The 25,983-nt window shown below is 59.5% G+C and carries 25 protein-coding genes; 18 read left to right on the top strand and 7 right to left on the bottom strand.

Going from position 1 to position 25,983, the window contains the following annotated elements:
• Window positions 1–16 precede the first annotated feature (16 nt).
• From ASC74_RS06965 to ASC74_RS06945, 5 genes are all read left to right on the top strand, one after another.
• Complete coding sequence (locus tag ASC74_RS06965) at window positions 17–520, top strand: ureidoglycolate lyase (RefSeq protein ID WP_007960046.1); 504 nt, start codon at window positions 17–19, stop codon at window positions 518–520.
• A 50-nt stretch (window positions 521–570) separates the two neighbouring features.
• Window positions 571–1,872, top strand: a complete 1,302-nt coding sequence (locus ASC74_RS06960) for a urate hydroxylase PuuD (protein WP_056740369.1) — start codon at window positions 571–573, stop codon at window positions 1,870–1,872.
• A 137-nt stretch (window positions 1,873–2,009) separates the two neighbouring features.
• On the top strand, window positions 2,010–3,368 hold the full coding sequence (locus tag ASC74_RS06955; RefSeq protein ID WP_056740367.1) for a nucleobase:cation symporter-2 family protein: 1,359 nt from the start codon (window positions 2,010–2,012) through the stop codon (window positions 3,366–3,368).
• A 94-nt stretch (window positions 3,369–3,462) separates the two neighbouring features.
• Window positions 3,463–4,248, top strand: a complete 786-nt coding sequence (locus ASC74_RS06950; protein ID WP_056740365.1) for an outer membrane protein OmpK — start codon at window positions 3,463–3,465, stop codon at window positions 4,246–4,248.
• 375 nt (window positions 4,249–4,623) lie between these two features.
• Window positions 4,624–5,409 (top strand): outer membrane protein OmpK, encoded by a 786-nt coding sequence (locus ASC74_RS06945; RefSeq protein ID WP_056740363.1) that lies wholly within the window; start codon window positions 4,624–4,626, stop codon window positions 5,407–5,409.
• Between the two features lie 123 nt (window positions 5,410–5,532).
• On the opposite strand, the gene ASC74_RS06940 is transcribed toward ASC74_RS06945, so the two are convergent.
• The gene (locus ASC74_RS06940) at window positions 5,533–6,705 is read right to left on the bottom strand and encodes a patatin-like phospholipase family protein (RefSeq protein WP_056740361.1); all 1,173 of its coding nucleotides are present in this window, start codon (window positions 6,703–6,705) and stop codon (window positions 5,533–5,535) included.
• A 34-nt stretch (window positions 6,706–6,739) separates the two neighbouring features.
• Entirely contained in the window at window positions 6,740–7,672 is a 933-nt protein-coding gene (locus tag ASC74_RS06935) for a lipid A biosynthesis lauroyl acyltransferase (RefSeq protein ID WP_056740359.1), read from the bottom strand.
• 118 nt (window positions 7,673–7,790) lie between these two features.
• Between ASC74_RS06935 and minC the strand changes: the two genes are divergently transcribed.
• From minC to ASC74_RS06900, 8 genes are all read left to right on the top strand, one after another.
• Window positions 7,791–8,528 carry a septum site-determining protein MinC gene (minC, locus tag ASC74_RS06930; protein ID WP_056740462.1) on the top strand — a complete coding sequence of 246 codons (738 nt, stop codon included), beginning with the start codon at window positions 7,791–7,793 and terminating at the stop codon, window positions 8,526–8,528.
• Window positions 8,529–8,729: 201 nt separating this feature from the next.
• Window positions 8,730–9,542, top strand: coding sequence for a septum site-determining protein MinD (gene minD / locus ASC74_RS06925; RefSeq protein ID WP_056740357.1), 813 nt, complete (start codon window positions 8,730–8,732; stop codon window positions 9,540–9,542).
• Window positions 9,542–9,796, top strand: a complete 255-nt coding sequence (minE, locus tag ASC74_RS06920; RefSeq protein ID WP_007898843.1) for a cell division topological specificity factor MinE — start codon at window positions 9,542–9,544, stop codon at window positions 9,794–9,796. Before minD ends, minE begins: the two co-directional genes overlap by 1 nt.
• Window positions 9,797–9,974: 178 nt before the next feature.
• Entirely contained in the window at window positions 9,975–10,610 is a 636-nt protein-coding gene (locus tag ASC74_RS06915; protein ID WP_056740354.1) for an RluA family pseudouridine synthase, read from the top strand.
• 148 nt (window positions 10,611–10,758) lie between these two features.
• Window positions 10,759–11,601 carry a hypothetical protein gene (locus ASC74_RS06910; protein ID WP_056740352.1) on the top strand — a complete coding sequence of 281 codons (843 nt, stop codon included), beginning with the start codon at window positions 10,759–10,761 and terminating at the stop codon, window positions 11,599–11,601.
• 106 nt (window positions 11,602–11,707) lie between these two features.
• Window positions 11,708–12,997: a M18 family aminopeptidase gene (locus tag ASC74_RS06905; protein ID WP_056740350.1), complete on the top strand. Its 1,290-nt coding sequence runs from the start codon at window positions 11,708–11,710 to the stop codon at window positions 12,995–12,997.
• Between the two features lie 149 nt (window positions 12,998–13,146).
• On the top strand, window positions 13,147–13,323 hold the full coding sequence (locus ASC74_RS31820) for a hypothetical protein (protein ID WP_177338837.1): 177 nt from the start codon (window positions 13,147–13,149) through the stop codon (window positions 13,321–13,323).
• A gap of 78 nt (window positions 13,324–13,401) precedes the next feature.
• Window positions 13,402–15,561: a mechanosensitive ion channel family protein gene (locus ASC74_RS06900; RefSeq protein WP_056740348.1), complete on the top strand. Its 2,160-nt coding sequence runs from the start codon at window positions 13,402–13,404 to the stop codon at window positions 15,559–15,561.
• 235 nt (window positions 15,562–15,796) lie between these two features.
• On the opposite strand, the gene ASC74_RS06895 is transcribed toward ASC74_RS06900, so the two are convergent.
• Window positions 15,797–17,470, bottom strand: a complete 1,674-nt coding sequence (locus ASC74_RS06895; protein WP_008146183.1) for a DEAD/DEAH box helicase — start codon at window positions 17,468–17,470, stop codon at window positions 15,797–15,799.
• Window positions 17,471–17,891: 421 nt separating this feature from the next.
• On the opposite strand from ASC74_RS06895, the gene ASC74_RS06890 reads away from it, so the two are divergent.
• Entirely contained in the window at window positions 17,892–18,683 is a 792-nt protein-coding gene (locus ASC74_RS06890; RefSeq protein WP_056740346.1) for a crotonase/enoyl-CoA hydratase family protein, read from the top strand.
• Window positions 18,684–18,777: 94 nt separating this feature from the next.
• Here the strand turns inward: ASC74_RS06890 and ASC74_RS06885 are convergent, their stop codons facing one another.
• A complete protein-coding gene (locus ASC74_RS06885; RefSeq protein WP_046047519.1) occupies window positions 18,778–19,533 on the bottom strand; it encodes a spermidine synthase in 756 nt (251 codons plus the stop codon).
• Window positions 19,534–19,682: 149 nt separating this feature from the next.
• Between ASC74_RS06885 and ASC74_RS06880 the strand changes: the two genes are divergently transcribed.
• Window positions 19,683–21,029 (top strand): class II 3-deoxy-7-phosphoheptulonate synthase, encoded by a 1,347-nt coding sequence (locus ASC74_RS06880; protein ID WP_056740344.1) that lies wholly within the window; start codon window positions 19,683–19,685, stop codon window positions 21,027–21,029.
• Between the two features lie 104 nt (window positions 21,030–21,133).
• Here ASC74_RS06880 and ASC74_RS06875 read toward each other — a convergent pair whose 3' ends face one another.
• Together ASC74_RS06875 and ASC74_RS06870 are read right to left on the bottom strand one after the other, a co-directional pair.
• Window positions 21,134–22,363 (bottom strand): winged helix-turn-helix domain-containing protein, encoded by a 1,230-nt coding sequence (locus ASC74_RS06875; protein ID WP_056740342.1) that lies wholly within the window; start codon window positions 22,361–22,363, stop codon window positions 21,134–21,136.
• A gap of 64 nt (window positions 22,364–22,427) precedes the next feature.
• On the bottom strand, window positions 22,428–22,643 hold the full coding sequence (locus ASC74_RS06870) for a DUF1127 domain-containing protein (protein WP_033057173.1): 216 nt from the start codon (window positions 22,641–22,643) through the stop codon (window positions 22,428–22,430).
• A 95-nt stretch (window positions 22,644–22,738) separates the two neighbouring features.
• On the opposite strand from ASC74_RS06870, the gene ASC74_RS06865 reads away from it, so the two are divergent.
• Entirely contained in the window at window positions 22,739–23,593 is an 855-nt protein-coding gene (locus ASC74_RS06865; RefSeq protein ID WP_056740341.1) for a LysR substrate-binding domain-containing protein, read from the top strand.
• Here the strand turns inward: ASC74_RS06865 and ASC74_RS06860 are convergent.
• On the bottom strand, window positions 23,583–24,332 hold the full coding sequence (locus tag ASC74_RS06860; RefSeq protein ID WP_056740340.1) for a sulfite exporter TauE/SafE family protein: 750 nt from the start codon (window positions 24,330–24,332) through the stop codon (window positions 23,583–23,585). The genes ASC74_RS06865 and ASC74_RS06860 overlap by 11 nt on opposite strands.
• A 112-nt stretch (window positions 24,333–24,444) precedes the next feature.
• Here ASC74_RS06860 and ASC74_RS06855 point away from each other — a divergent pair, with 112 nt between their 5' ends.
• Window positions 24,445–25,401, top strand: a complete 957-nt coding sequence (locus ASC74_RS06855; RefSeq protein ID WP_056740339.1) for a LysR family transcriptional regulator — start codon at window positions 24,445–24,447, stop codon at window positions 25,399–25,401.
• A 69-nt stretch (window positions 25,402–25,470) separates the two neighbouring features.
• Window positions 25,471–25,932: a MarR family winged helix-turn-helix transcriptional regulator gene (locus tag ASC74_RS06850; protein WP_056740460.1), complete on the top strand. Its 462-nt coding sequence runs from the start codon at window positions 25,471–25,473 to the stop codon at window positions 25,930–25,932.
• Window positions 25,933–25,983 lie beyond the last annotated feature (51 nt).

Raw genomic sequence — 25,983 nt, 5'->3', positions numbered from 1 at the left:
GGAAAAGAAGACCAGCATGCGCACATTGACGATTGAACCGCTGACCAAAGAAGCCTTCGCCCCTTTCGGTGACGTGATCGAAACCGACGGCAGCGATCACTTCATGATCAACAACGGTTCGACCATGCGCTTTCACAAACTGGCGACGGTTGAAACCGCCACGCCAGAGGACAACGCGATCATCAGTATCTTCCGCGCCGACGCGCAGGACATGCCGCTGACCGTCAGCATGCTGGAGCGTCACCCGCTGGGCAGCCAGGCTTTCATTCCGCTGCTCGGCAACCCCTTTCTGATCGTGGTCGCGCCACTTGGCGATGAACCTGTATCAGGCTTGGTCCGCGCCTTCGTCACCAACGGCAGGCAGGGCATTAATTACCATCGCGGCGTTTGGCACCATCCGGTGCTGACGATCGAAAAGCGGGATGACTTCCTGGTGGTTGATCGCAGTGGCACAGGCAATAACTGCGATGAGCATTTTTTCAAAGAGGATGAGCGTTTGATCCTCGCCCCCCACCAATAAGAGAAGGTCTGATCACTCGACAACAGAGTGACAGGCGAGAGGTAAAGACTGTGGAAGCACATCTGTTGGAATGGCTGAACCTGAGCGTGCGCTGGGTTCACATGATTACTGGCGTGGCCTGGATCGGCGCGTCGTTCTATTTCGTCTGGCTGGAAAACAACCTCAATCGGGTCAACCCGAAAAGTGGCTTGGCGGGCGATTTGTGGGCGATCCACGGCGGCGGTATCTATCACCTGGAAAAATACAAACTGGCTCCACCGACCATGCCAGACAACCTGCACTGGTTCAAATGGGAAGCCTACTTCACCTGGATGTCGGGGATCGCGCTGCTGTGCGTGGTGTTCTACTCCAACCCGACGCTGTACCTGCTGGCACCAGGCAGCAGCCTGACCGGCCCTGAAGGTGTCGCGCTGGGCATTGCCTCGTTGTTCGTCGGCTGGTTCGTCTACTCCTTCCTTTGCGACTCGGCCCTGGGTAAACGCCCTGCCCTGCTCGGTTTCATCCTGTTCGTGCTGATCATTGGCGCCGCTTACGGCTTCAGCAAAGTGTTCAGCGGTCGTGGTGCGTACCTGCACGTCGGCGCGATCATCGGCACCATCATGGTCGGCAACGTGTTCCGCATCATCATGCCGGCGCAGCGCGCACTGGTGGCCGCGATTGCCGAAAACCGCACGCCGGATCCGGCGCTGCCGGCCAAAGGCTTGCTGCGTTCGCGTCACAACAACTACTTCACCTTGCCGGTGCTGTTCATCATGATCAGCAACCACTTTCCGAGCACCTACGGCAGCCAATACAACTGGCTGATCCTGGCCGGAATCGCGGTGCTGGCGGTGTTGGTGCGTCACTACTTCAACACTCGTCATGACAGCCACAAATTTGCCTGGACCCTGCCCGTTGCGGCTGTGGGCATGATCTGCCTGGCTTACGTGACTGGCCCGGCGCAGATGCCCAGCGCTCCTGAAGTGGCCAAGGCACCTGGCACCATCGAGTACCAGCCGCTGCCGGAAACTGCCCTCGGTGGCGGTGTGAAACCTGAAGCGGCGAAACCTGCTGCGCCTGCCGCTGCACCGGCTCAGGCGTCCAACGCCGGCCCCGGTTTCGACAAAGTGCACAGTGTGATTCAGGAACGTTGCGCGGTTTGCCACTCGGCCAAACCAACCAGCCCGCTGTTCAGTGCTGCACCGGCCGGCGTTATGTTCGATACCCCCGAGCAGATCCGCCAGAACGCGGCACGCATCCAGGCGCAAGCCGTCACCAGCCAGATCATGCCACTGGGCAACATCACCCAGATGACCCAGCAGGAACGTGACCTGATCGGCGCGTGGATTGTTCAGGGAGCTCCAACCAACTAACCGTTGAAAAGCTTCGCGAGCAGGCTCGCTCCCACAGGTTTTGCATTGCTTGTGTGGGAGCGAGCCTGCTCGCGAATGGCCGCAACGCGGTCCCCTGATACAAAAATCACAAGAATAAAAAAGATCCGAGGTGTTGCATGTCCGAGCTATCCAAAGCGCGCATCCCCGACGCACCCGCCATTCAGCGTTTACCCCTTTTGCAACTGATCCTGGTCGGCCTGCAACACGTTCTGCTGATGTACGGCGGAGCCATCGCGGTGCCGCTGATCATCGGACAGGCCGCTGGCCTGACTCGTGAAGAAATCGCCTTCCTGATCAATGCCGACCTGCTGGTGGCCGGGATCGCTACCATCGTGCAGTCGCTGGGAATCGGCCCCATGGGCATCCGTATGCCGGTGATGATGGGCGCCAGTTTCGCCGCCGTCGGCAGCATGGTCGCCATGGCCGGCATGCCGGGCATCGGTCTGCAAGGGATCTTCGGTGCAACCATCGCCGCCGGATTCTTCGGCATGATCATCGCGCCATTCATGTCCAAAGTCGTACGCTTCTTCCCGCCGCTGGTGACCGGCACAGTCATCACCTCGATCGGTTTATCGCTGTTCCCCGTTGCCGTGAACTGGGCGGGTGGCGGTGCTGGCGCTGCTCAATTCGGCTCACCGATTTACCTGGCCATCGCTGCGCTGGTGCTGGCAACCATTCTGCTGGTCCACCGCTTCATGCGCGGTTTCTGGGTGAATATTTCCGTGCTGATCGGCATGTGCCTGGGTTACGTGCTCTGCGGCCTGATCGGTATGGTCGACCTGAGTGGCATGGCCCAGGCGCCGTGGCTGCAATTCATGACCCCGCTGCATTTCGGCATGCCGAAGTTCGAACTCGCACCGATCCTTTCCATGTGCCTGGTGGTGGTGATCATCTTCGTCGAGTCCACCGGGATGTTCCTGGCCCTGGGCAAAATCACCGGTCAGGAAGTCTGCCCACGGATGCTCCGTCGCGGTTTGTTGTGTGATGCCGGCGCCTCGTTCTTCGCCGGTTTTTTCAACACCTTCACCCACTCCTCTTTCGCGCAGAACATCGGCCTGGTGCAGATGACCGGCGTGCGTTGCCGCTCGGTGACCATCGTTGCCGGTGGTTTGCTGGTGGTGTTGAGCCTGTTGCCCAAAGCCGCGTTCCTCGTTGCCTCGATTCCACCGGCCGTACTGGGTGGCGCGGCGATTGCGATGTTCGGCATGGTCGCCGCCACCGGCATCAAGATTCTTCAGGAAGCCGACATCGGTGACCGTCGCAACCAGTTGCTGGTGGCGGTGAGCATCGGCATGGGGCTGATTCCGGTGGTGCGTCCGGAGTTCTTCGCGCACCTTCCGATGTGGATGAGTCCCATCACTCACAGCGGTATTGCCATGGCGACGTTGAGTGCTTTGTCGCTGAACCTGCTGTTCAACATCCTCGGCGGCGCCGAGCGCGCGGCCATCAACGACTGCCACGCCCACCCGCATTAACTGACTAAAACCACAAAACCTGTGGGAGCTGGCCTGCTCCCACAGGTCAGTGGATGCCTGCGCCTCAAACAATAAAAACAAGAGGGAGCAACAGATGATTCGGACACAGACAAACATGCTGTTGGGCGGTGGCCTGTTGGCCGCCAGTCAGGCCATGGCCGGCGATTTACTGCTGTGGCAGACCAACAGCCTGAGCTATCTGTACGGCAAGGATTTCGCGGTCAACCCGTCGATCCAGCAGACGATAACCTTTGAGCACGCCGACCGCTGGAAGTACGGCGACAACTTCCTGTTCGTCGACAGCACTTACTACAACGGCGAGAAAGACCGGAACAAAGGCGTTCACGCCTATTACGGCGAGTTCAGTCCGCGCCTGTCTTTCGGCAAAATCCTCGACCGCCGTTTCGAATTCGGCCCGATCAAGGACGTGTTGCTGGCCATGACCTACGAGAATGGCGAAGACGACACCGAGGCCTATCTGATCGGCCCCGGTTTCGACCTCGCGGTACCGGGCTTCAATTTTTTCACCCTGAACTTCTACTATCGCCAGACCGAAGGCTCGCGTCCCGGCGGCGATGTCTGGCAGATCACGCCGGCCTGGTCCTACACCCTGCCATTGGGCAACTCGAACCTGTTGATCGACGGCTACATCGACTGGGTCGTGGATAACGACCAGAACTCACAGGGCATCTACCACGCCAACCTGCACTTCAACCCGCAGATCAAATATGACCTGGGGAAGGCCTTGGGCTGGCGGGAGAAACAGGTGTACGTCGGCGTCGAATACAGCTACTGGAAAGACAAATACGGCATCGAAAACAACGCCAACCTCGACACTAACGAGAACACCACCAGCCTGCTGGTGAAGGTGCATTTCTAGATGATCCGCAACCGTGCTCCAAACCTGTCGTCGGTGCGCTGTTGCGGGGCACTTGAGACCTGGCCAAGGAGTCAGTATTCTCCGCGGCCGCCCGAATCTGGTCTAAAAAAAAGCCCGGATTTAATTCCTGACCAGCAAGCCAACTTATCCCGGCGCTGGACGGTACCAAGGCACTCCAAAACCACTCTCAATCGACTGCTCTTGAGCCGCCGAACGGGAGTTTTTTGGCTTTTCAAAAGCCTTGGCTCAGCTCTTGCCAACAGCACTGAAGCTGACCGATTGGATGATTTTTTACAGCTACAGAAAAAGGCGCCACACCAGAGCGCCGACCTTAGAAAAATAACGTGGAACCACCTACTTTTTGGGAGCAACCGAATGAAACGTACGTGCACTAGCCTGATGCTGGCGGGATCTTTGCTGGCCGGGGGCCAGGCCATGGCCGGCGACTTGCTGCAATGGCAGAACAACAGCCTGACCTACCTGTATGGCAAGGACTTCCAGGTCAATCCGCGCATTCAGCAGACGGTGACCTTCGAACACGTCGATGGCTGGAAGTACGGCGACAACTTCATGTTCGTCGACAAGATTTTCTACAACGGCAAGGACGATAGCTACGCCGGCTCGAACACCTACTACGGCGAGATCAGCCCACGCTTGTCGTTCGGCAAGATCTTCGACCAAAAGCTCGAATTCGGCCCGATCAAAGACGTACTGCTGGCCATGACCTACGAGTTCGGTGAAAACGATACCGAGTCCTACTTGATCGGTCCCGGTTTCGACCTGGCGATCCCGGGCTTCGACTACTTCCAGCTGAACTTCTACAACCGTCATACCGAAGGCGACCGCCCAGGTGACAATATCTGGCAGGTCACTCCGGTCTGGTCTTACACCATCCCGGTGGGTGATTCGAACATCCTGATCGACGGTTTCATGGACTGGGTGGTCGACAACGACGTCAACAAAAAAGGCGAATACCACGCCAACCTGCACTTCAATCCACAGGTCAAGTACGACTTGGGCAAGGCGCTGAACCTTGGCGAAAAGCAGTTGTACGTCGGCGTCGAATATGACTACTGGAAAAACAAGTACGGTATTGAAGACAGCCAGGGCTTCAAAACCGATCAGAGCGTAACCAGCTTCCTGGTCAAGATTCACTTCTGATCCGGCGGCGTCTGTAAGGACGCCATCGTCGGAACGCCGCCCGGAGCAGGCTCGCTCCCACATTGGAATACATTTCAACTGTGGGAGCGAGCCTGCTCGCGAATGGCCGCAACACAAAAAATCTCAAACTGGAACCACAGGCTCCGCCAACCCGAGAAAGCGGCACAACTCCCCGCGCTTAGCCAACGCATCCCGCCGCCCCAAATCAATCAATTCGCTGCAATACCCCGCCTCGAACAGCAGATAACTCAGCACCCCCGCCCCGCTCGTCTTGGTCGCCCCCGGCCCGCGCAGAAACAGGCGCAGCGCCGCTGGCAATTCCTGCCGATGCCGCGCCGCAATCTCATCGATCGGCTGACTCGGCGAAATCACCAGCACGTCTACCGGCGCCACACCCAGCGCGCGCGTCGGCGTGCCATCGGGCAGCAGATGACTGAACTGATTGAGCCGCTGCAGCAACTCGATGTCACTTTCCAGGCTGTCAATGAACGTGCTGTTGAGCATGTGCCCACCGATCTGCGCCAGGCTCGGCTGCTGACCGGTGTAGACGCGCTGCAGCGGTTGTTCCGGGTCGACGCTGCGGGGGTTGCCGCTGACGCCCACCACCAGCACTCGGTTGGCGCCCAGGTGCAGCGCCGGACTGATCGGTGCCGACTGACGAACCGCGCCGTCGCCGAAATACTCTTCACCGATTTTCACTGGCGCGAACAACAACGGAATGGCGGAGCTGGCCAGCAAGTGATCGACGGTCAATTGCGTGGGGACGCCGATTCGCCGATGGCGCAACCAGGCATTGATGGTGCCGCCGCCCTGATAAAAGGTCACCGCCTGACCGGACTCGTAGCCGAACGCAGTCACCGCAACCGCCTGCAACTGCTTCTGTGCAATGGCCTCGGCAATCCCGCTCATCTGCAGTTTGTCGTCGAGCAATCCGCGCAGCGGCGAACTGTTGAGCAAGGCCACCGGCACCTGAGCGCCAATCCCGAGCAAACTGTGGCTGACAAAACGGCTGGCCTGGTGGATCACGCCCGGCCAGTCGCTGCGCAGCACCAGATGACTGCGAAAGCCCTGCCAGAAGGCTGTCAGACGCTGAATCGCACCCCGAAAATCCATCGCCCCACTGGCGAGGCTGACCGCGTTGATTGCGCCGGCCGAGGTGCCGACGATCACCGGAAACGGATTGCTCGCGCCGACCGGCAACAGCTCGGCAATCGCCGCCAGCACACCCACCTGATAGGCCGCCCGAGCCCCGCCGCCGGAAAGAATCAACCCTGTAACCGGTTCAGCAGGACTCATCGCAACACTCCATGGTGCTTATAAGGACGGTGGTTCAACCGCGTTTTGCGTACAGCTTCGGCTCACCCGGCGGACGGCTCTTGAAGCGGCGATGAGCCCAAAGGTATTGCTCCGGACATTCGCGCAAGACGCCTTCGATCCATTGGTTGATCCGCAGGCAATCGGCCTCTTCGGTTTCGCCGGGGAAACCCTCGAGCGGTGCATGAATCACCAGCCGATAACCGCTGCCGTCCGCCAGACGTTCCTGAGTGAACGGCACCACCAGCGCCTTGCCCAACCGCGCAAACTTGCTGGTGGCGGTGACGGTCGCAGCCTGAATCCCGAACAGTGGCACGAAGATACTTTGCTTGGCGCCATAGTCCTGATCCGGTGCGTACCAGATTGCCCGGCCTGCGCGCAGCAATTTGAGCATGCCGCGCACGTCTTCGCGCTCCACGGCCAATGAGTCGAGGTTATGCCGCTCGCGACCATTTCGCTGGATGTAATCGAACAGCGAGTTCTTGTGTTCGCGGTACATACCATCAATGGTGTGCTGCTGGCCGAGCAACGCCGCGCCGATTTCCAGTGTGGTGAAATGAACAGCCATCAGGATCACGCCTTTGCCTTCGCGCTGGGCTTTTTTCAAATGCTCCAAGCCTTCGACATGGGCCAGCTTCGCCAGACGCTCGCGCGACCACCACCAGCTCATGGCCATTTCGAAAAACGCGATGCCCGTTGAGGCGAAGTTTTCCTTGAGCAGACGCTTGCGCTCGGCAGCGGTTTTTTCAGGGAAACACAGTTCGAGATTGCGCTTGGCAATGCGCCGTCTGTCGCCCGCTACTCGATACATCAATGTACCCAGGGCGCGACCGATCGACAGCAACGCCGGATACGGCAACTGCACAATCAACCACAACAGCCCCAAGCCACACCACAGCGGCCAGAAACGTGGAGATAGAAATGCTGTTCGAAAACGCGGGCGATCCATTAAAGGTTCCGGAAAGACAATGGCCGCGCATTCTACATCGTTCGACCCGGCTTGCGGCTCGCGGGCGTTCTCGTTATAAGTCTCGGCACTTTTAGTGACAAGTCGTTGTATGCCGACCATGAGCCAAACCGAACCGCTAGACCAAGATCCCGTGTTCCAGCTGAAGGGCAGCATGCTCGCCATTACGGTGCTGGAACTGGCCCGTAACGACCTCGAGAACCTCGATCGTCAACTGGCCGCCAAGGTTGCCCAGGCGCCTAACTTCTTTAGTAACGCGCCATTGGTGCTGGCCCTGGACAAACTCCCGGCCAGCGAAGGTGCGGTCGATCTACCGGGCCTGATGCGCGTCTGCCGCCAGCATGGCCTGCGCACCCTGGCGATCCGTGCCAGCCGCATCGAAGACATTGCCGCGGCCATCGCGGTCGACCTGCCGGTGCTGCCACCGTCCGGCGCCCGTGAGCGTCCGTTGGACCCGTTCGAAGGCCAAGTCCAGAAAAAACCGGAAAAACCGCCGGAGCCGACTATCAAGCCAACGAAGATCATCACCTCACCCGTACGCGGTGGGCAGCAGATTTATGCCCAGGGTTGCGATCTGGTGGTGATCTCGTCGGTCAGCCCGGGGGCGGAACTTCTCGCCGACGGGAACATCCATGTATACGGCCCGATGCGTGGTCGCGTGTTGGCCGGCGTCAAAGGCGACACGAAAGCCAGGATTTTCTGTCAGCAAATGAGCGCTGAACTGGTCTCCATCGCAGGCCACTACAAGGTTTCGGAGGATCTGCGTCGCGACCCTTTGTGGGGCGCGGGTGTACAGGTCAGCCTGTCGGGCGATGTGTTGAACATCATTCGGCTTTAACGGATACTGCCGCATTTTCCAAACATCTCTAAAACGTAGCGAAAACGGCTCAAACGAAGTAGGAAAAAGGCCATAAGCAGTGTTTACCCGAGGTAAGCGCCGTTCTGGACCGAATTCCAGCCAAGGCTGTCCGACTGCAGTAGTTTTTCTAGAGATGTTTTTCAGGGGCTAAATGTCCTTTTTCCTTAGGGGTGAAACACCTTGGCCAAGATTCTCGTGGTTACATCCGGCAAGGGTGGTGTGGGTAAGACCACCACCAGTGCTGCTATCGGTACCGGCCTCGCACTGCGCGGTCACAAAACAGTTATCGTCGACTTCGACGTCGGTTTGCGTAACCTCGACCTGATCATGGGTTGCGAGCGCCGCGTGGTGTATGACTTCGTCAACGTGGTAAACGGCGAAGCCAACCTGCAACAAGCCCTGATCAAAGACAAACGCCTGGAAAACCTCTACGTACTGGCCGCCAGTCAGACTCGCGATAAAGACGCGCTGACTGTGGAAGGCGTGGAAAAAGTGTTGATGGCGCTGAAAGAAGACTTCGAATACGTGGTCTGCGACTCTCCGGCCGGCATCGAAAAAGGCGCCCACCTGGCCATGTACTTCGCAGACGAAGCGATTATCGTGACCAACCCGGAAGTGTCCTCGGTTCGTGACTCGGACCGTATGCTCGGCCTGCTGGCCAGCAAATCGCGCCGCGCTGAAAAAGGCGAAGAGCCGATCAAGGAACACCTGCTGCTGACCCGCTACAACCCGCAACGAGTCAGTGACGGCGAGATGCTCGGCGTCGAAGACGTCAAAGAGATTCTGGCGGTCGCCCTGCTGGGTGTCATTCCGGAATCCCAAGCGGTACTCAAGGCTTCCAACTCGGGCGTGCCGGTCATTCTCGACGACCAGAGCGATGCCGGTCAGGCATACAGCGATGCGGTCGATCGTCTGCTGGGCAAAAACGTGGAGCATCGTTTTCTCGATGTAACGAAGAAGGGATTCTTCGAGCGCCTGTTTGGAGGTAGATAATGAATCTTTTTGACTTCTTTCGTGCCAGCAAAAAGGTCAGCACCGCGTCGGTAGCGAAAGAGCGTCTGCAGATCATCGTGGCGCACGAACGCGGCCAACGCAGTACACCGGACTACCTGCCAGCCTTGCAGAAGGAATTGGTCGAGGTCATCCGCAAGTACGTCAATATCGGGTCCGATGACGTGCACGTCGCTCTGGAAAACCAGGGCAGTTGCTCGATTCTAGAACTCAATATCACCCTGCCTGACCGCTAGTCGATCAGACAGGAGCCACGGCGGCTCAGAATCTTTGAGCCCCTGTAGGAGCTGCCGCAGGCTGCGATCTTTTGATCTTGTTTTAAAACAGAATCAAAAGATCGCAGCCTGCGGCAGCTCCTACACGGGACAATGAAGGTTCTGAGCCGCCGTTGGCGTTTGTTACGAGGCTGTTTTAATGCCGCTGTCCAACATCAGCATCATCCATGAGGACGCCGCCGTACTGGTGGTGAACAAACCGACCCTGCTGCTCTCTGTCCCTGGCCGGGCCGATGACAACAAGGACTGCCTGATTACCCGCCTGCAAGAAAACGGCTACCCGGAAGCGCGAATTGTCCATCGTCTGGACTGGGAAACTTCCGGCATTATTCTGTTGGCCCGTGACCCGGACACTCATCGCGAGCTGTCTCGGCAATTTCACGACCGCGAAACCGAAAAGGCCTACACCGCCCTGTGCTGGGGACAACCGGAACTGGACAGTGGCAGCATCGATCTGCCGTTGCGCTACGACCCGCCGACCAAGCCACGCCATGTGGTGGACCATGAATTCGGCAAAAATGCCCTGACCTTCTGGCGCGTACTGGAGCGTTGCGGCGATTGGTGTCGTGTCGAATTGACGCCGATCACCGGCCGCTCCCATCAGTTGCGCGTGCACATGCTTTCCATCGGCCACCCACTCCTGGGTGACGGACTGTATGCCCACGAGCAAGCACTGGCCGCCTGGCCACGACTATGTCTGCACGCGAGCATGCTGAGCTTTACTCACCCGCAAAGCGGCGAACGCTTGCGCTTCGAGTGTCCTGCGCCTTTTTAAGCAACCGCCGAACCAAAAAACGCCCTTCCATTGAGGGCGCTTTTTTATTTCTTGTTACAAATAGACGTGAAATTGGCGTGAAAATATTGTCATGAATTTGTAATGAAACGTAAAATGCCATCACTTTGATAGCAGGCAGGAAGCCCTCGTGCTCAGCAACAAGACATTCCAAGACGACTACCCGTTCACCTTCTGCCTGTTCAACACCACGCTGCACCTTAGCGAGCAGCCTTCAGCCGAAGCACAACAGGCGCTTGAACAGCTCATACACAAACGACGTGCCCACAAGCTCACCCGTGCGAGTGCGCCGCTGGCCTCCGGCGATACGCCGCTGTTTGCCAAGGTCCAGCCGCTGGATACCTTGAAGGCAAAAGTGCGCGTGACCTTTGGCAAACCGCAGCGCAATGGTCGATTCGACTGGCCGCTGGAAGAGCTGATCAACACGCTAGAAGCGCAGCGCCGTGGCGTGCAAATGCCACCGCTGCAAGGGTTCGGTTACACCAAAGACCGACTGGGGCTGACCCAGGAGTATTTCATTATCACGCGCCTGCTCGACGATCATGTCGACGGTGTGCAATGGCTTAAACGCAACCCGGACAACGTCGAAACATTCATTCTCGATGCCTTCGAACTGCTGAGCTCCTTGTCGCGCAAGAACATCACGCACATGGATTTCTGGGCCGGCAACATCATGATCCCGGAAACGCTGCGGACCCCACTCAAAGCCATTGATTTTGAAAACTGCTTTGCCGGCCAGACAAACCATCAAAGCGAAACCCTGGGTTTTCAACTGGGCTTCTTCTATCGCCGGGACATCTACAAGCTCATCACCGAAGCCGCCTATGACCGACTGGTGGACGACTACATTCGACAGATCCCGGGTATCTCCAAGGAAAAATTCAACGAGGTGTACCTCGCGAGCAAACATGAATATGTGGGCCGCAAGCAACGTCGCGAAGTGTTCCTCAATGGCAACCTGATCACCGGCTGACTCATCCTCGTTGCCAACCGGCAGCTGGCGCACGCCGAACGGCATTGTCTCTGCAATGCCGCGAGCCAATACGTTAAACTTGCGCCATTGCTGTCTGGAGCTACTTATGCGCGAAGAGTTGAACCAAGGCCTGATCGATTTCCTCAAGGCCTCCCCTACCCCATTCCATGCCACCGCCAGCCTTGTTCAGCGCCTGGAAGCGGCGGGCTATCAACGCCTTGACGAGCGCGAGCCATGGGTCACCGAAGCCAACGGTCGTTACTACGTCACCCGTAACGACTCGTCGATCGTCGCGTTCAAGATGGGCCGTCATTCGCCCCTGCACGGCGGCATTCGCCTGGTTGGCGCGCACACCGACAGCCCGTGCCTGCGCGTCAAACCCCAGCCGGAACTGCAACGTCAGGGCTTCTGGCAGCTGGGTGTCGAAGTCTATGGCGGCGCACTGCTGGCGCCATGGTTCGACCGCGATCTGTCCCTGGCCGGCCGCGTGACCTTCCGCCGTGACGGCAAGGTCGAGAGCCAGCTGGTCGACTTCAAGGCGCCGATCGCCATCATCCCGAACCTGGCCATTCACCTGAACCGTGAAGCCAACATGGGCTGGGCGATCAACGCCCAGACCGAACTGCCGCCAATCCTTGCGCAATTTGCCGGTGACGAGCGCGTGGACTTCCGCGCCGTGCTCACCGATCAACTCGCCCGCGAACACGGCCTGAACGCTGACGTGGTGCTCGACTATGAGCTGAGCTTCTACGACACCCAAAGCGCTGCGGTCATCGGCCTGCATGGCGACTTCATTGCCGGGGCGCGCCTGGACAACCTGCTGTCGTGCTATGCCGGCCTGCAAGCCTTGCTGACCACCGAAACTGACGAAACCTGCGTGCTGGTCTGCAACGATCACGAAGAAGTCGGTTCCTGCTCGGCCTGCGGCGCCGACGGCCCAATGCTCGAGCAAACACTGCGTCGCCTGCTGCCTGAAGGTGATGAATTCGTACGGACCATTCAGAAATCCCTGCTGGTCTCGGCTGACAACGCCCACGGCGTGCACCCCAACTACGCCGACAAGCACGATGCCAATCACGGTCCGAAACTCAACGCCGGCCCGGTGATCAAGGTCAACAGCAACCAGCGCTACGCCACCAACAGCGAAACCGCCGGGTTCTTCCGCCACCTGTGCATGGCCGAAGAAGTGCCGGTACAGAGCTTCGTGGTGCGCAGCGACATGGGTTGCGGCTCGACCATCGGCCCGATCACCGCCAGCCACCTGGGCGTGCGCACCGTGGACATCGGCCTGCCAACCTTCGCCATGCACTCGATCCGCGAACTGTGCGGCAGCCATGACCTGGCGCACCTGGTCAAAGTGTTGAGCGCGTTTTACGCCTGCCACGAGCTGCCGTAATCCGTGTAGGAGCGGGTAGGAGCTGTCGAGAGAAACGAGGCTGCGATCTTTTGATCTTGTTTTTTTAATAGCAAAGTCAAAAGATCGCAGCCTCGTTTCACTCGACAACTCCTACACTTTCAATACCTCTTTCGACAAGGCAGTCGCTCATGATCTCGTTGTCTTCGTTTCACGCCATGCTGATCCCGATTCTTTCCGGGATGATCATGCTGGCAATCGGCTTCAATTTTCGCGACAAGAACATCGGCGTGTTCGCGATGTGGATCGGCATGTTGATGATCCTCGCCACCGTGATTTTCAAGATCCTCGCCAAACTCAACGAATAAATCCTCCCCCCTGGCTCGCATTGATTTTGACGGGCTCGTACACTCGGTCGATCCGCTCATCCCGAGGTTGACCGCCTAGTGTTCGCTCGTCTTTTTGCCCTGCCGTGTTTATTCCTTGTCTGCCTCATGACGCTGCTGCCGATGGCGCCTGCCCAGGCGGTCGGCTTGCCTGGCCTGCTCAACAGCTCTGCAAAACAGCCAGAGGCGCAAGAGCCCTTGGGGCAATCCCTGGACGAAGTCATCAAGTCGTTGGAGAACGATCAGCAACGCACCAAATTGCTGGCGGATTTGAAGAAGCTGCGCGATGTCACCAAGAAGGCCCAGCCGGTCACCGAAGTAGGCGTCCTGGGACTGATCGGTGGCACCCTGGCCAGTTTCGAAAAACAGTTTTCAGGCGCCGACAGCCCTCTCACTCGCTGGTCCGAAGAGTTCAAACTCGCTGAAGATGAACTGACAGCGCTGGTGCTGCCGGCCAATGAATGGCTGCCGATCATCTTTGCCTTTGCCATGATCCTGATGCTCTGGAGTTTGCTGGCCGCTGCGCTGATCTGGGTCAGCCACCGGGTGCGGATGCGCTTCGGCCTGACCGAAGAACTGCCGCAGCACCCCAAGGCCCTGGACATGTTGCGCTTCGCCCTGCGCAAACTCGGGCCGTGGCTGATTGCCTTGGTCATGACGGTCTACATGAGCTACGCCCTGCCCTCGTCACTGGGCAAAAGCCTGGCCATGGTGCTGGCTTATGCGCTGGTGGTCGGCACCTGTTTTTCGGCGATCTGCGTGATCGCCTTTTCGCTGCTCGACGGCCCACACCGCCACCGCGCCCTGTACATCCTGCGGCATCAAGCCTTTCGGCCGCTGTGGCTGATCGGCAGTTTCGCCGCCTTCGGTGAAGCCCTGAGCGATCCGCGGCTGGTCGAAAGCCTTGGCAGTCATCTGGCGCACACCGCCTCGACAGTCGCCAACGTACTGGCGGCGTTGTCCACGGGGCTGTTCATCCTGCGGTTCCGTCGCCCCATCGCCCACTTGATCCGCAACCAACCGCTGTCCCGGCGCCTGACCCGCCGCGCCCTCAGCGACACGATCGAAATTCTCGGGACCTTCTGGTACATGCCGGCGCTGGTGCTGGTGCTGGTGGGTATTTCGCTGTTCGCCACGTTCGTCTCCGCCGGCGATACCAGCACCGCGCTGCGTCAGTCGCTGATCTGCACCGTGCTGCTGGTGTTGTGCATGGTCATCAACGGCTTGGTGCGCCGCCATTCACTCAAACCACAGCGCAGCGTGAAGCGTCATGCGCTGTATTCGGAGCGCCTGAAAAGCTTCTTCTACACACTCGCTCATTTGGTGGTGTGGCTGGCGTTCATCGAACTCGGCCTGCGGGTCTGGGGCATGTCGCTGATCCGCTTCACCGAAGGCGAAGGCCATGAAGTCAGCGTCAAACTGTTCAGCCTCGGCGGCACACTGATTTTTGCCTGGCTGATATGGATTCTCAGCGACACCGCCGTGCACCACGCCCTCACCCGCTCGCGCAAAGGCCTGGCAAATGCCCGCGCGCAGACAATGATGCCGCTGATCCGCAACGTGTTGTTCGTGGCGATTTTCATCATTGCGCTGATCGTCGCCCTGGCGAACATGGGCATGAACGTCACACCACTGCTGGCCGGTGCCGGTGTGATCGGTCTGGCCATCGGTTTCGGTGCGCAGTCGCTGGTGGCGGACCTGATCACCGGGCTGTTCATCATCATCGAAGACTCGCTGGCCATCGACGACTACGTGGACGTTGGCGGCCACCTGGGCACCGTCGAAGGGCTGACCATTCGTACCGTGCGCCTGCGGGACATCGACGGCATCGTCCATACCATTCCGTTCAGCGAAATCAAAAGCATCAAGAACTACTCCCGGGAATTCGGCTACGCGATTTTCCGGGTGGCGATCCCCTCCGGCATGGACATCGATAACGCGATCAAACTGATGCGCGACGTCGGTCAGAAGATGCGCAGCGACCCACTGCAACGGCGCAACATCTGGTCGCCGCTGGAGATTCAGGGGGTCGAGAGTTTCGAGTCAGGCAACGCGATTCTTCGTGCCCGGTTCAAGACCGCGCCGATCAAGCAGTGGGAAGTGTCCCGAGCGTTCAACCTGTCACTCAAGCGGCACTTGGACGAAGCCGGGCTCGACCTGGCGACACCACGCATGAGCGTGCAAGTGATCACGGCAGGTGGCGGCCAAGTGACGGACTAAATCTGTAGCAGCTGTCGAGCCTGCGAGGCTGCGTTCGGCTCGGTCCGCGCTCGGGCGAAGCAGTCGTAAAACCAGACACCTTGCTCTTTCAGATACACCGCGGTGACAGGATTGGCGACGGCTACGCCGCCGAACGCAGCCTCGCAGGCTCGACAGCTGCTACAAACGGCAGGCAAAAAAAATCCCCGAACCAGTCGGGGATTTTTTATGTTCGATCAATCAGCCCGAGAGCGGATCAATCTTCGCGATAGCGACGCAGCTTCAACTGCTTACCAGCAACGCGAGTGTCCTTCAGCTTGGTCAGCAGACGCTCCAGACCATCTTCCGGCAGCTCAACGAGGCTGAAGCTGTCACGCACCTGGATGCGACCGATTGCTTCGCGAGCCAGACCACCCTCATTGAGGATAGCGCCCAGCAGGTTCTTGGCAGCGATACCGTCACGCGCACCCAGCGCGGTACGGCAACGAGCACGACCTTCGGCCAATGGAACCGGAGCACGACGCTCACGATCACCACGGTCCGGACGATCACCGGTACGCTCTGGACGATCGCCACGCGGTGCGTTGTTCGGCACCAGTGGACGTTCTTTCTCGATGGCAGCCAGGGTCAACGCTTGAGCGTTGGTTGCCTTGCGCAGCAGAGCAGCGGCCAGTGCACGCGGGGTGCAACCGATGTCGGCAGTCAGGCGATCCAGCAGATCACCGTGAGTCGATTCGGCATCAGCCACCAGCGGCGACAGGCTGTTGGTCAGTTTCTTGATGCGGGCATCGAGAACAGCCTGAGCGTCCGGCAGGCGAACTTCGGCAACTTTCTGACCGGTTACACGCTCGATCACTTGCAGCATGCGGCGCTCACGTGGAGTCACCAGCAGCAGTGCACGACCTTCGCGACCGGCACGGCCGGTACGGCCGATACGGTGAACGTAGGACTCTGGATCGTACGGCATGTCAACGTTGAACACGTGAGTGATGCGCGGAACATCCAGACCACGAGCAGCAACGTCGGTCGCCACAACGATGTCCAGACGGCCATCCTTGAGGGATTCGATCACGCGCTCACGTTGGTTCTGAGCAATGTCACCGTTCAGCGCAGCGGCTTTGTAGCCTTTGGCTTCCAGGGCACTGGCCAGGTCCAGGGTCGCTTGCTTGGTGCGCACGAACATGATCAGGGCATCGAAGTCTTCAACTTCCAGCAGGCTCAATACAGCCGAGGTCTTCTGGTCAGCGTGAACCAACAGGTGAGCCTGTTCGATCGCGGTAACGGTCTGAGTCTTGGTCTGGATCTTCACGTGTTGCGGATCGCGCAGATGGCGTTCGGCAATGGCACGGATCGACTGCGGCAAGGTGGCCGAGAACAATACGGTCTGACGGGTTGGAGGCAGAGCCTTGAAGATAACTTCGAGGTCGTCCATGAAACCCAGTTTGAGCATTTCGTCAGCTTCGTCGAGAACCAGGTGGTTCACGGTCGACAGAACTTTTTCGTCGCGACGCAGGTGGTCGCACAGACGGCCCGGAGTGGCGACAACGATCTGTGCGCCATTACGGATTGCTTTCAGTTGTGGACCCATAGGGGCGCCGCCGTAAACGGCCACAACGGTAACGCCCGGCATTTGCTTGGCGTAGGTTTCGAAAGCGGTTGCTACTTGCAGCGCCAACTCACGGGTTGGCGCCAGGATCAGGGCTTGCGGCTCGCGCTTGGCAGGATCGATGCGATGCAGGATCGGCAGGGCGAACGCAGCGGTTTTACCCGTACCGGTTTGCGCCTGACCAATCATGTCGTGGCCGGCCATGATGATCGGGATCGATTGCTGCTGAATAGCCGAAGGCTCTTCGTAGCCAGTCGCAATGACGGCTGCAAGAATATTCGGATTAAGATTAAAAGCGGCGAAGCCGCCGGTTTCCTGGGTCATGGGTCTGCCTCTAAGTGCATCCGCAAAGACCCATGCTCCAAAGCTGCGCATGCCGTGTAAGACTCAAGAGTCGCCCTGGCTGCTTTGTCGGCGGGGATTTGCGAAAACGAATGAATGAAAAAGATTCGTCAAGGGAGAGTCCGCTGTACGGACGTGCAGCCGAAGCTGACTTCGGGGAATTGCGCTACCTAAACGCGGCCCGGTTAAAGGCCGGCGCGCACTATACCGGAATTAGCCCAAAAAGGGAGCATTATTTGTCGGAAAACTGACGGATACACCGTTGTGTCACAGGCTTTGCGGATAATCGTGCAACGGTCTATTTTTCAAAGGCCCGGCCCTGCTGGCGATGGCGCTAAAACGGTTCATCGTTTTCAGGCAGACCTGCTGTCTGACACCCCCTTCCCGCCCGAGGAAATGCTCCATGAATCAGCCCTGCTCCAGTCGTGTGAGCCGTGAACGGCACGGTCATGTCCTGATGATCGGCCTGGATCGGGTGGCCAAACGCAACGCCTTCGATCTCGACCTGCTCAACGAACTGAGCCTGGCCTATGGCGAGTTCGAGGCCGACAGCGAGGCGCGGGTGGCGGTGGTGTTTGGCCATGGTGAGCATTTCACCGCGGGGCTGGATCTGGTCAGTGCCAGTGCGGCCCTGGCCGAAGGCTGGCAGGCACCGCCCGGCGGCTGCGATCCATGGGGTGTTTTCGCCGGCCCCAGGGTCAGCAAACCAGTGATTGTCGCCGCGCAAGGCTACTGCCTGACCGTCGGGATCGAATTGATGCTGGCCGCCGATATCAACCTGTGCGCCAGCAACACCCGTTTCGCCCAGAAAGAAGTGCAACGCGGGATCTTCCCGTTCGGCGGCGCCACGTTGCGCCTGCATCAGGTTGCTGGCTGGGGCAATGCCATGCGCTGGCTGCTGACTGGCGATGAATTCGATGCCCATGAGGCGTTGCACCTGGGCTTGGTGCAGGAAGTCATGGCCAGCGAGGATCTGCTGCCACGGGCGATGGAGTTGGCCGAACGGATTGCCCGGCAGGCGCCGCTTGGGGTTCAGGCGACGTTGATGTCTGCAAGACAGGCGCGTTATGAAGGGGAAACAGCGGCGACGCGGGCTTTGCCGCCGCTGGTGAAGAAGTTGCTGGCCAGTGAGGATGCCAAGGAAGGCGTGCGGTCGATGATCGAGAAGCGACCGGGTGTCTTCAAAGGGCTTTAGTTTTGTGTTCGGGGCCAGTCCCTGATTTCAGTCTTCACCCGCTATCCCTTGTGGGAGCGGGCTTGCTCGCGAAGGGGCCGTCACAGACTTCCACTCAAGTCGCCGGGCGGATTGCCTTGATCAACGACTGCAACGAATACCCCAACCGCGGCGCCAGCCCTTCGGCGCGGGCGATCAAGCCGTCCATGTCCAGTTCCTGATCCAGCTCCGAAGGCACGAGCAGAATCACATTGCCCTCCTTCACCGGCAGTTCCCAGTAATGCCGGTGATAGAGCCCGCGAAACAATGCGGCGCCCAACGGTTTGCCATCATCGGTGGCCCACTGATTGATCACCAGCCAGCCACCTGGGTTCAGGCGTTTTTGACAGTTTTCCAGGAAATTCCACGCCAGATGCCCGACACCCGGCCCGACATCGGTATAGAGGTCGACGAAAATCAGGTCCGCCGGCTCAGCGGTATCGAGCAGTTCCAGCGCATCGCCCACCCGGATGTACAGCCGCGGATCGTCATCCAGCCCAAGGTATTCAATGGCCAGGCGTGGCACGTCGGGGCGCAGCTCGATGGCTTCGACGTCCTCCAGCGGCAGGAACTTGAGGCAGGCCTGGGTCAGAGTGCCAGCACCGAGGCCGAGGAACAGCGCGCTTTCCGGCTGCTCGTGGCACAACGCGCCAATCAGCATCGCCCGGGTGTAATCGTATTCGAGCCAGCTCGGGTCAGCCGTGAACACGCAGCTCTGTTCGATGGCATCACCGAACTCGAGAAAACGGTAATCGGCCACTTCCAGCACGCGAATCACGCCGAACTCATCCTGTACCTCGGCGAGCAGATGCTCGACGCGCTCCTCAGTCATTTCGTCTCCTGATCGTCACCGGGCCCGGCAACGCAATAAAACCGCGGAGTGGCGCGGCAAAAGCGCGATTGTCCGCGAAGCGACGGGAACAGGTCACGCACTAATTGCTGATAACATGACCGTCCGAGCGTAAAACACTAGAGACCGTGATGAGCCAACCCTGGAGCCCTGACAGCTGGCGCGCCCTGCCGATCCAGCAACAACCCCAATACCCCGACGCAGCGCATTTGCTGCACGTCGAGCAAACGCTGGCCAGTTATCCGCCGCTGGTGTTTGCCGGTGAAGCCCGGGAGTTGCGCCGTCAGTTTGCCGAAGTGACCCAGGGCCGCGCGTTTCTGCTGCAGGGCGGCGACTGCGCCGAAAGCTTCGCCGAGTTCTCCGCCGCGAAAATCCGCGACACCTTTAAAGTCCTGCTGCAAATGGCGATCGTCATGACCTTCGCTGCCGGTTGCCCGGTGGTCAAGGTCGGGCGCATGGCCGGGCAGTTCGCCAAACCGCGTTCGGCCAACGACGAAACCATCGACGGCGTGACCCTGCCGGCCTACCGTGGCGACATCGTCAACGGCATCGGTTTCGACGAAAAAAGCCGCGTGCCGGACCCGGAGCGCTTGCTCCAGTCCTACCACCAGTCCACCGCGACCCTGAACCTGCTGCGCGCCTTCGCCCAGGGCGGTTTTGCCGACCTGCATCAGGTGCACAAGTGGAACCTGGACTTCATCGCCAACTCGGCGCTGGCCGAGAAGTACAGCCACCTGGCCGATCGCATCGATGAAACCCTGGCCTTCATGCGTGCCTGCGGCATGGACAGCTCGCCGCAACTACGCGAAACCAGTTTCTTCACCGCCCACGAAGCGTTGCTGCTGAACTACGAAGAAGCCTTCGTACGCCGCGACAGCCTGACCAACGATTACTACGATTGCTCGGCGCACATGCTGTGGATCGGCGACCGCACCCGTCAACTCGACGGCGCTCACGTCGAGTTCCTGCGTGGCGTGAACAACCCGATCGGGGTCAAAGTCGGCCCGAGCATGAACCCCGAAGACCTGATTCGCCTGATCGACGTGCTCAACCCGGACAACGATCCGGGTCGTCTGAACCTGATTGCGCGGATGGGTGCGAACAAGGTCGGCGATCACCTGCCGCAACTGATCCGTGCCGTGCAACGCGAAGGCAAGCAAGTGCTGTGGAGTTCTGACCCGATGCACGGCAACACCATCAAGGCCAGCAGCGGCTACAAGACCCGCGACTTTGCGCAGATCCTTGGCGAAGTGAAGCAGTTCTTCCAGGTTCACGAAGCGGAAGGCACGTATGCCGGCGGCATCCACATCGAGATGACCGGGCAGAATGTCACCGAGTGCATTGGTGGGGCGCGGCCGATTACCGAAGATGGGTTGTCGGATCGGTATCACACCCATTGCGACCCGCGGATGAATGCCGATCAGTCGCTGGAGTTGGCGTTTCTCATTGCCGAGACGTTGAAGCAAGTCCGCCGTTAAATCGCAGCGCCCCCTTCGCGAGCAAACCCGCTCCCACATTAGACCGCGTCCGTTTGGACAGCTCGGTCAACTGTGGGAGCGGGCTTGCTCGCGAAGGCGTCAGCTCAGTCACCACCAATAATGGCCAATGCCACCCGCAACCGCGCCGCACTCGCCCGCGGGCAATTCAACTGAACCCGCTCAAGCCCCAGCCAATCCGCCATCCGCCGCAGATTGACCGCCAACGCCAGCATCCCCTCCTCATCCAGCCCCGGCTCTTCCTCATGCACAGCATGCACCGCCAGCCTGCCCAACGCCCGCTCGGCGCGCAGATCCACCCGCGCGGCAATCCGTTCGTTGTGCAAAAACGGCAACACGTAATAGCCGTAGACCCGCTTGTCCGGCGGCGTATAAATCTCCAGCCGATAGCGGAAATCGAACAGGCGCTCGGTGCGACTGCGCTCCCAGATCAGTGAGTCGAAGGGTGAAAGCAAAGCGCTAGTCTCAACCTTGCGCGGCACTTTCGGCTCCGGCAGACAATAGGCCGGTTGCCGCCAGCCCTGGACTTCACAGCTCAGTAATTCACCCGCTTCCACCAGTTCCGCCAAGCGCGGACGGGCATCACCTGGACTCAAGCGAAAGTAATCCCGCAGGTCTTTTTCTGTTCCGACGCCCAACGCTGTCGCGGCATGCAGCAACAGGCCGCGCTGGGCCTCGGCCTCACTCAACAGCGGCTGCGCAAGAATCGCCGAAGGAATCACCCGCTCCGGCAGATCATAAAGCCGCTCGAACCCGCGACGCCCGGCCACGGTCACTTCACCGGCGGCGAACAACCATTCCAGCGCATGCTTTTCCGCGCTCCAGTCCCACCAGGGCCCTGCCCGTTCCTGACGGGTCGACAGGCTTCCGGCACCCAGCGCGCCCAGGTCCTGAACCGAGGCCAACACCCGGCGAATCGTGTCCTGCTGCTCACGCCCGAAACGTGCCAGTTGCTGGTAGATATCTTCACCACGGGTCGCACGCAGCATGCGCCAGCGCATCAACGGGTACATCGACAAGGGCAGCAAAGAGGCTTCATGCCCCCAATATTCGAAGAGCGTGCGCCGCCGGCCCGAACTCCAGGCAGCCTGATCGAGCAAGTCGGATGAGTAATTGCCGAGGCGGGAAAACAAGGGAAGGTAGTGCGAACGCACCAATGCATTGACCGAATCGATCTGCAGAATGCCCAGCCGCTCGATCAGACGATTGAGCTGAACCGGTTTGATCGCCGCTGGCGGCTGGCGCCCGTTAAATCCTTGGGCGGCCAGCGCCAGACGCCGAGCCTGTTTGATGGAAAAGGACAGTGTTGCGGGCATGAGCATCTCCTTGTCTGCTCGCAACCTACCTCACTGGGAGACGGTTTGTGTAGTTGTGCATTACTCATTTGTGCATCGGGTCATTCCAGAACGGTTTGACCGACTCGAACTCCACATCCGCACGACTCATGCCGATGTCCTTCAGTGCTTCATCGCTCAGACTCGCCAACAACTCGCGTTCCCGGTGAAGTTCGTACCAGCGACTGAATTTGTGCAGCAGATCGGATACCAGGTGGATCGAGTGCTTTTCTACTGCTGGATACTCATGTTGACCTTTCATCTTGTTGCCCTCCGTTTGGATGGCTCAAGTGTCGCGCTGGGGCTAAGATCAATCCAACGAATGTTTCTGATGTAACACATCTCGGAGATTGATGAATGTCCGCCTTCCCAAGTATCGACACCGAAGTGCTGCGCACCTTTGTCGCCATCGCTGACCAGGGCGGTTTTACCCGGGCTGGCGAGTTGGTCAACCGCACTCAGTCCGCCGTGAGCATGCAGATGAAGCGGCTGGAAGAGGATGTGTTGCAGCGTCAACTATTCCAGCGCGACGGTCGGCAGGTGCGCCTGACGGCTGAGGGCCAGGTACTGCTGGGTTATGCCCGACGCATCCTCAAGCTGCACAGCGAGGTGTTCAACACCTTGCGCGAGCCGCACATGGTCGGCATGGTGCGCATCGGTACGCCGGACGATTACGTGATGCGTTTTTTGCCGGGGATTCTGCGGCGATTTGCCCAGACGTATCCGCTGATCCAGATTGAGGTGCACTGCGAATCATCAAAACAATTGCTGCTGCGCCAGGACCTGGACTTGACCATCGTCACCCGTGAACCAGGCAACGAGATTGGCCAACTATTGCGCAAGGAGCATTTCGTCTGGGCCGAAGCCCAATGTTTCAGTGCCCATGAGCAAACGCCGCTGCCGCTGGCGATGTTCAACAGTGATTGCTTCTGCCGCTTATGGGCCTGCAATGCACTGGATGCCATGGGTCGCGATTACCGCGTGGCGTACAACAGCGACAGCCTGTCGGCAATCATGGCGGTGGTCAGCGCCGGCCTGGCGGTGACCGCACAGCTGGAAAGCCTGGTCACCCCGGACATGCGCATTCTCGGTGAAGCCGAAGACCTACCGACTCTACCCGAGGCCAGCATCATGCTGGTGCGCAACCTGCACAACCCGTCGCCGATCACTGAGTGCCTGGCCGAACACATCGTCGAAGGCTTCAAACTTTAAGGGCGAGCATCACCGCGCAGAGCACCAGAAAGCCGCAGAACAACCCACGCAGCAGTCGCTCCGGCAGTGCGTGGGCGATCCTCACGCCCCAGCTGATGCTCATCAGACCGCCGACCGCCAAGGGCAGGCCGACCATCCAGTCCACCTGATGGTGCACCGCGTAAGTCACCAGCGTGACGCCCGTACTCGGCAACGCCAGCGCCAGCGACAAACCCTGCGCAACCACCTGACTGGTGCCGAACAGGCTGGTCAGCACCGGCGTTGCCACCACCGCCCCGCCCACGCCAAACAACCCGCCCATGGTCCCGGAGGCGGCGCCGAGCACGCCCAGCCATGGCCATGAATAATTCATCTGCGCAGACGCCGGCGCGTTGGCGACGAACATTCGCACCAGGTTGTAGGCCGACAAGGCAATCAGGAACGCAACAAATCCGACCCGCATGGTTTGCGCATCAATGCCCACCGCCCAGATCGAGCCGATCCAGGCAAAACAGAACCCCATCGACGCCAATGGCAGCGCATGGCGCAATTCAATCCGGTTGCGCTGGTGATAACGCCACAGCGCCAACATCACGTTGGGTACCACCATCACCAGCGCCGTGCCCTGGGCAATCTGCTGATCGAGGCCGAATAACACGCCCAGCAACGGGATCGCGATCAACCCGCCGCCAATGCCGAATAACCCACCGAGGGTTCCGAGGGCGGCGCCAAACATCAGGTACATCAAAAACTCAATCACAGGCGATTTTCCCTTCACGTCAGGCTATTCATCCTACGCAGTCGGCGCTGGCGGGGAAACGCACAGCAACGCACAATGGCTATGCCAATTTCGCACAAGCGCTGACAACACCATGAACCCCAATCAATTGACCGAACAGCTGGGTCTGTTCCTCGACGTGCTGGAAACCGGCAGTTTTTCCGCCGCGTCCCGCCGGCACCCGCTGACCCCTTCGGCGGTGGCCCGGCGCATCGACAGCCTGGAAAACGCCGTCGGCAGCCAGTTGTTCATTCGCAGCACCCACGCGGTGCGCGCGACCCCGGCGGGTTTGGCGTTTGCCGAGCGCGCGCGGCGGATCGTGGCTGAACTGCGGCTGGCCCGGGCTGAGGCGGTATCCTTGAGCAACGCACCGGAAGGCTTGATTCGGATCGATGCACCGGCAGCGTTCGGACGACGGCATCTGGCGCCGGTGATTGCCGATTTTCTGATGCTCTACCCCGGCCTCGACGTGCAGTTGCACCTGATCGACAGTTTCGTCGACATGCAGGGTTTGAATCTGGGCAAGGTCGATCTGGTGCTTCGCGCCGGGCAAATGGCCGATACCCGGCTGGTGGCCACGCCGCTGGCGAGCATGGTGCGCATTGCCTGTGCCAGCCCGGAGTATTTGCAACGACGTGGTGTGCCGACCGATCCGGCGCAGCTGATTGAACACGACGGGCTCGACTGGGATGGCCTGGCCCCGCCGTTCGCCTGGCGCTTCGAACGGGACGGGCAGATGCACTTGCACCGCCCGGCGCGCATCCGCATGAGTGCCAATAACGCCGAGGCTTTGGTCTGCGGCGCATTGGCCGGCCTGGGTATCGCGCACTTGCCCACCTGGTTGACCAGCGAATACCTGTTACGCGGTGAACTGCTTCCGCTGTTCTGCGAACACGGCCTGCCACCACCGGAAACGACCGGTATTTATGCCTTGCGCCTTGAGCAACAACCCAATCCCCGCAGTCGCTTGTTGCTCGAATACCTGAAAACCCGCTTCAGCCCGATCCCGCCGTGGGATCTGGCGCTGCAAAGTACCCTCGACCGACACTAGGCTAGAATTGTCTGGTGCATTAAAGATTCGCCCGCTAGATTTATGACGATCACTGATCAAGGCTTCGAAATGACCACCGAGCGCAAGACCCCGGATAACTGCGACGACCTGCTGCTGGATAATCAGGCCTGCTTCGCCCTGCATTCCACCTCGCTGCTGATGACCAAAGTCTACAAGCCGCTGTTGCAAGCACTGGGCCTGACCTATCCGCAATACCTGGCGATGATGGTGTTGTGGGAACAGGACGGTTTGACCGTAGGCGAAATCAGCACGCGCCTGCTGACCGATCCTGGCTCATTGACGCCGTTGCTCAAACGCCTGGAAGTCGAAGGTTTACTCAGCCGCACCCGCAGCCGTGAAGACGAGCGGGTGGTGATTGTCGAACTCACCGAACAGGGTCGTGCATTGCGGGAGCGGGCGCGCGGTATTCCCCAGTGCATCCTCGGCGCCAGCGGGATGACGCTGGAGAGACTGCAGAAACTGCAAGCGGAGCTGCAAGCGCTGCGCAGTAATCTGCAGAACAGTCTCTAATCCCCAAACCACCACACATCCCCTGTGGGAGCGGGCTTGCTCGCGAATGCG

The sequence above is a fragment of the Pseudomonas sp. Root329 genome, from assembly GCF_001424925.1.
GTDB classification, from domain to species: domain Bacteria; phylum Pseudomonadota; class Gammaproteobacteria; order Pseudomonadales; family Pseudomonadaceae; genus Aquipseudomonas; species Aquipseudomonas arabinosi.
Note: the sequence above shows the minus strand (reverse complement) of the source record. Positions and strands in the feature narration are given on the sequence as shown.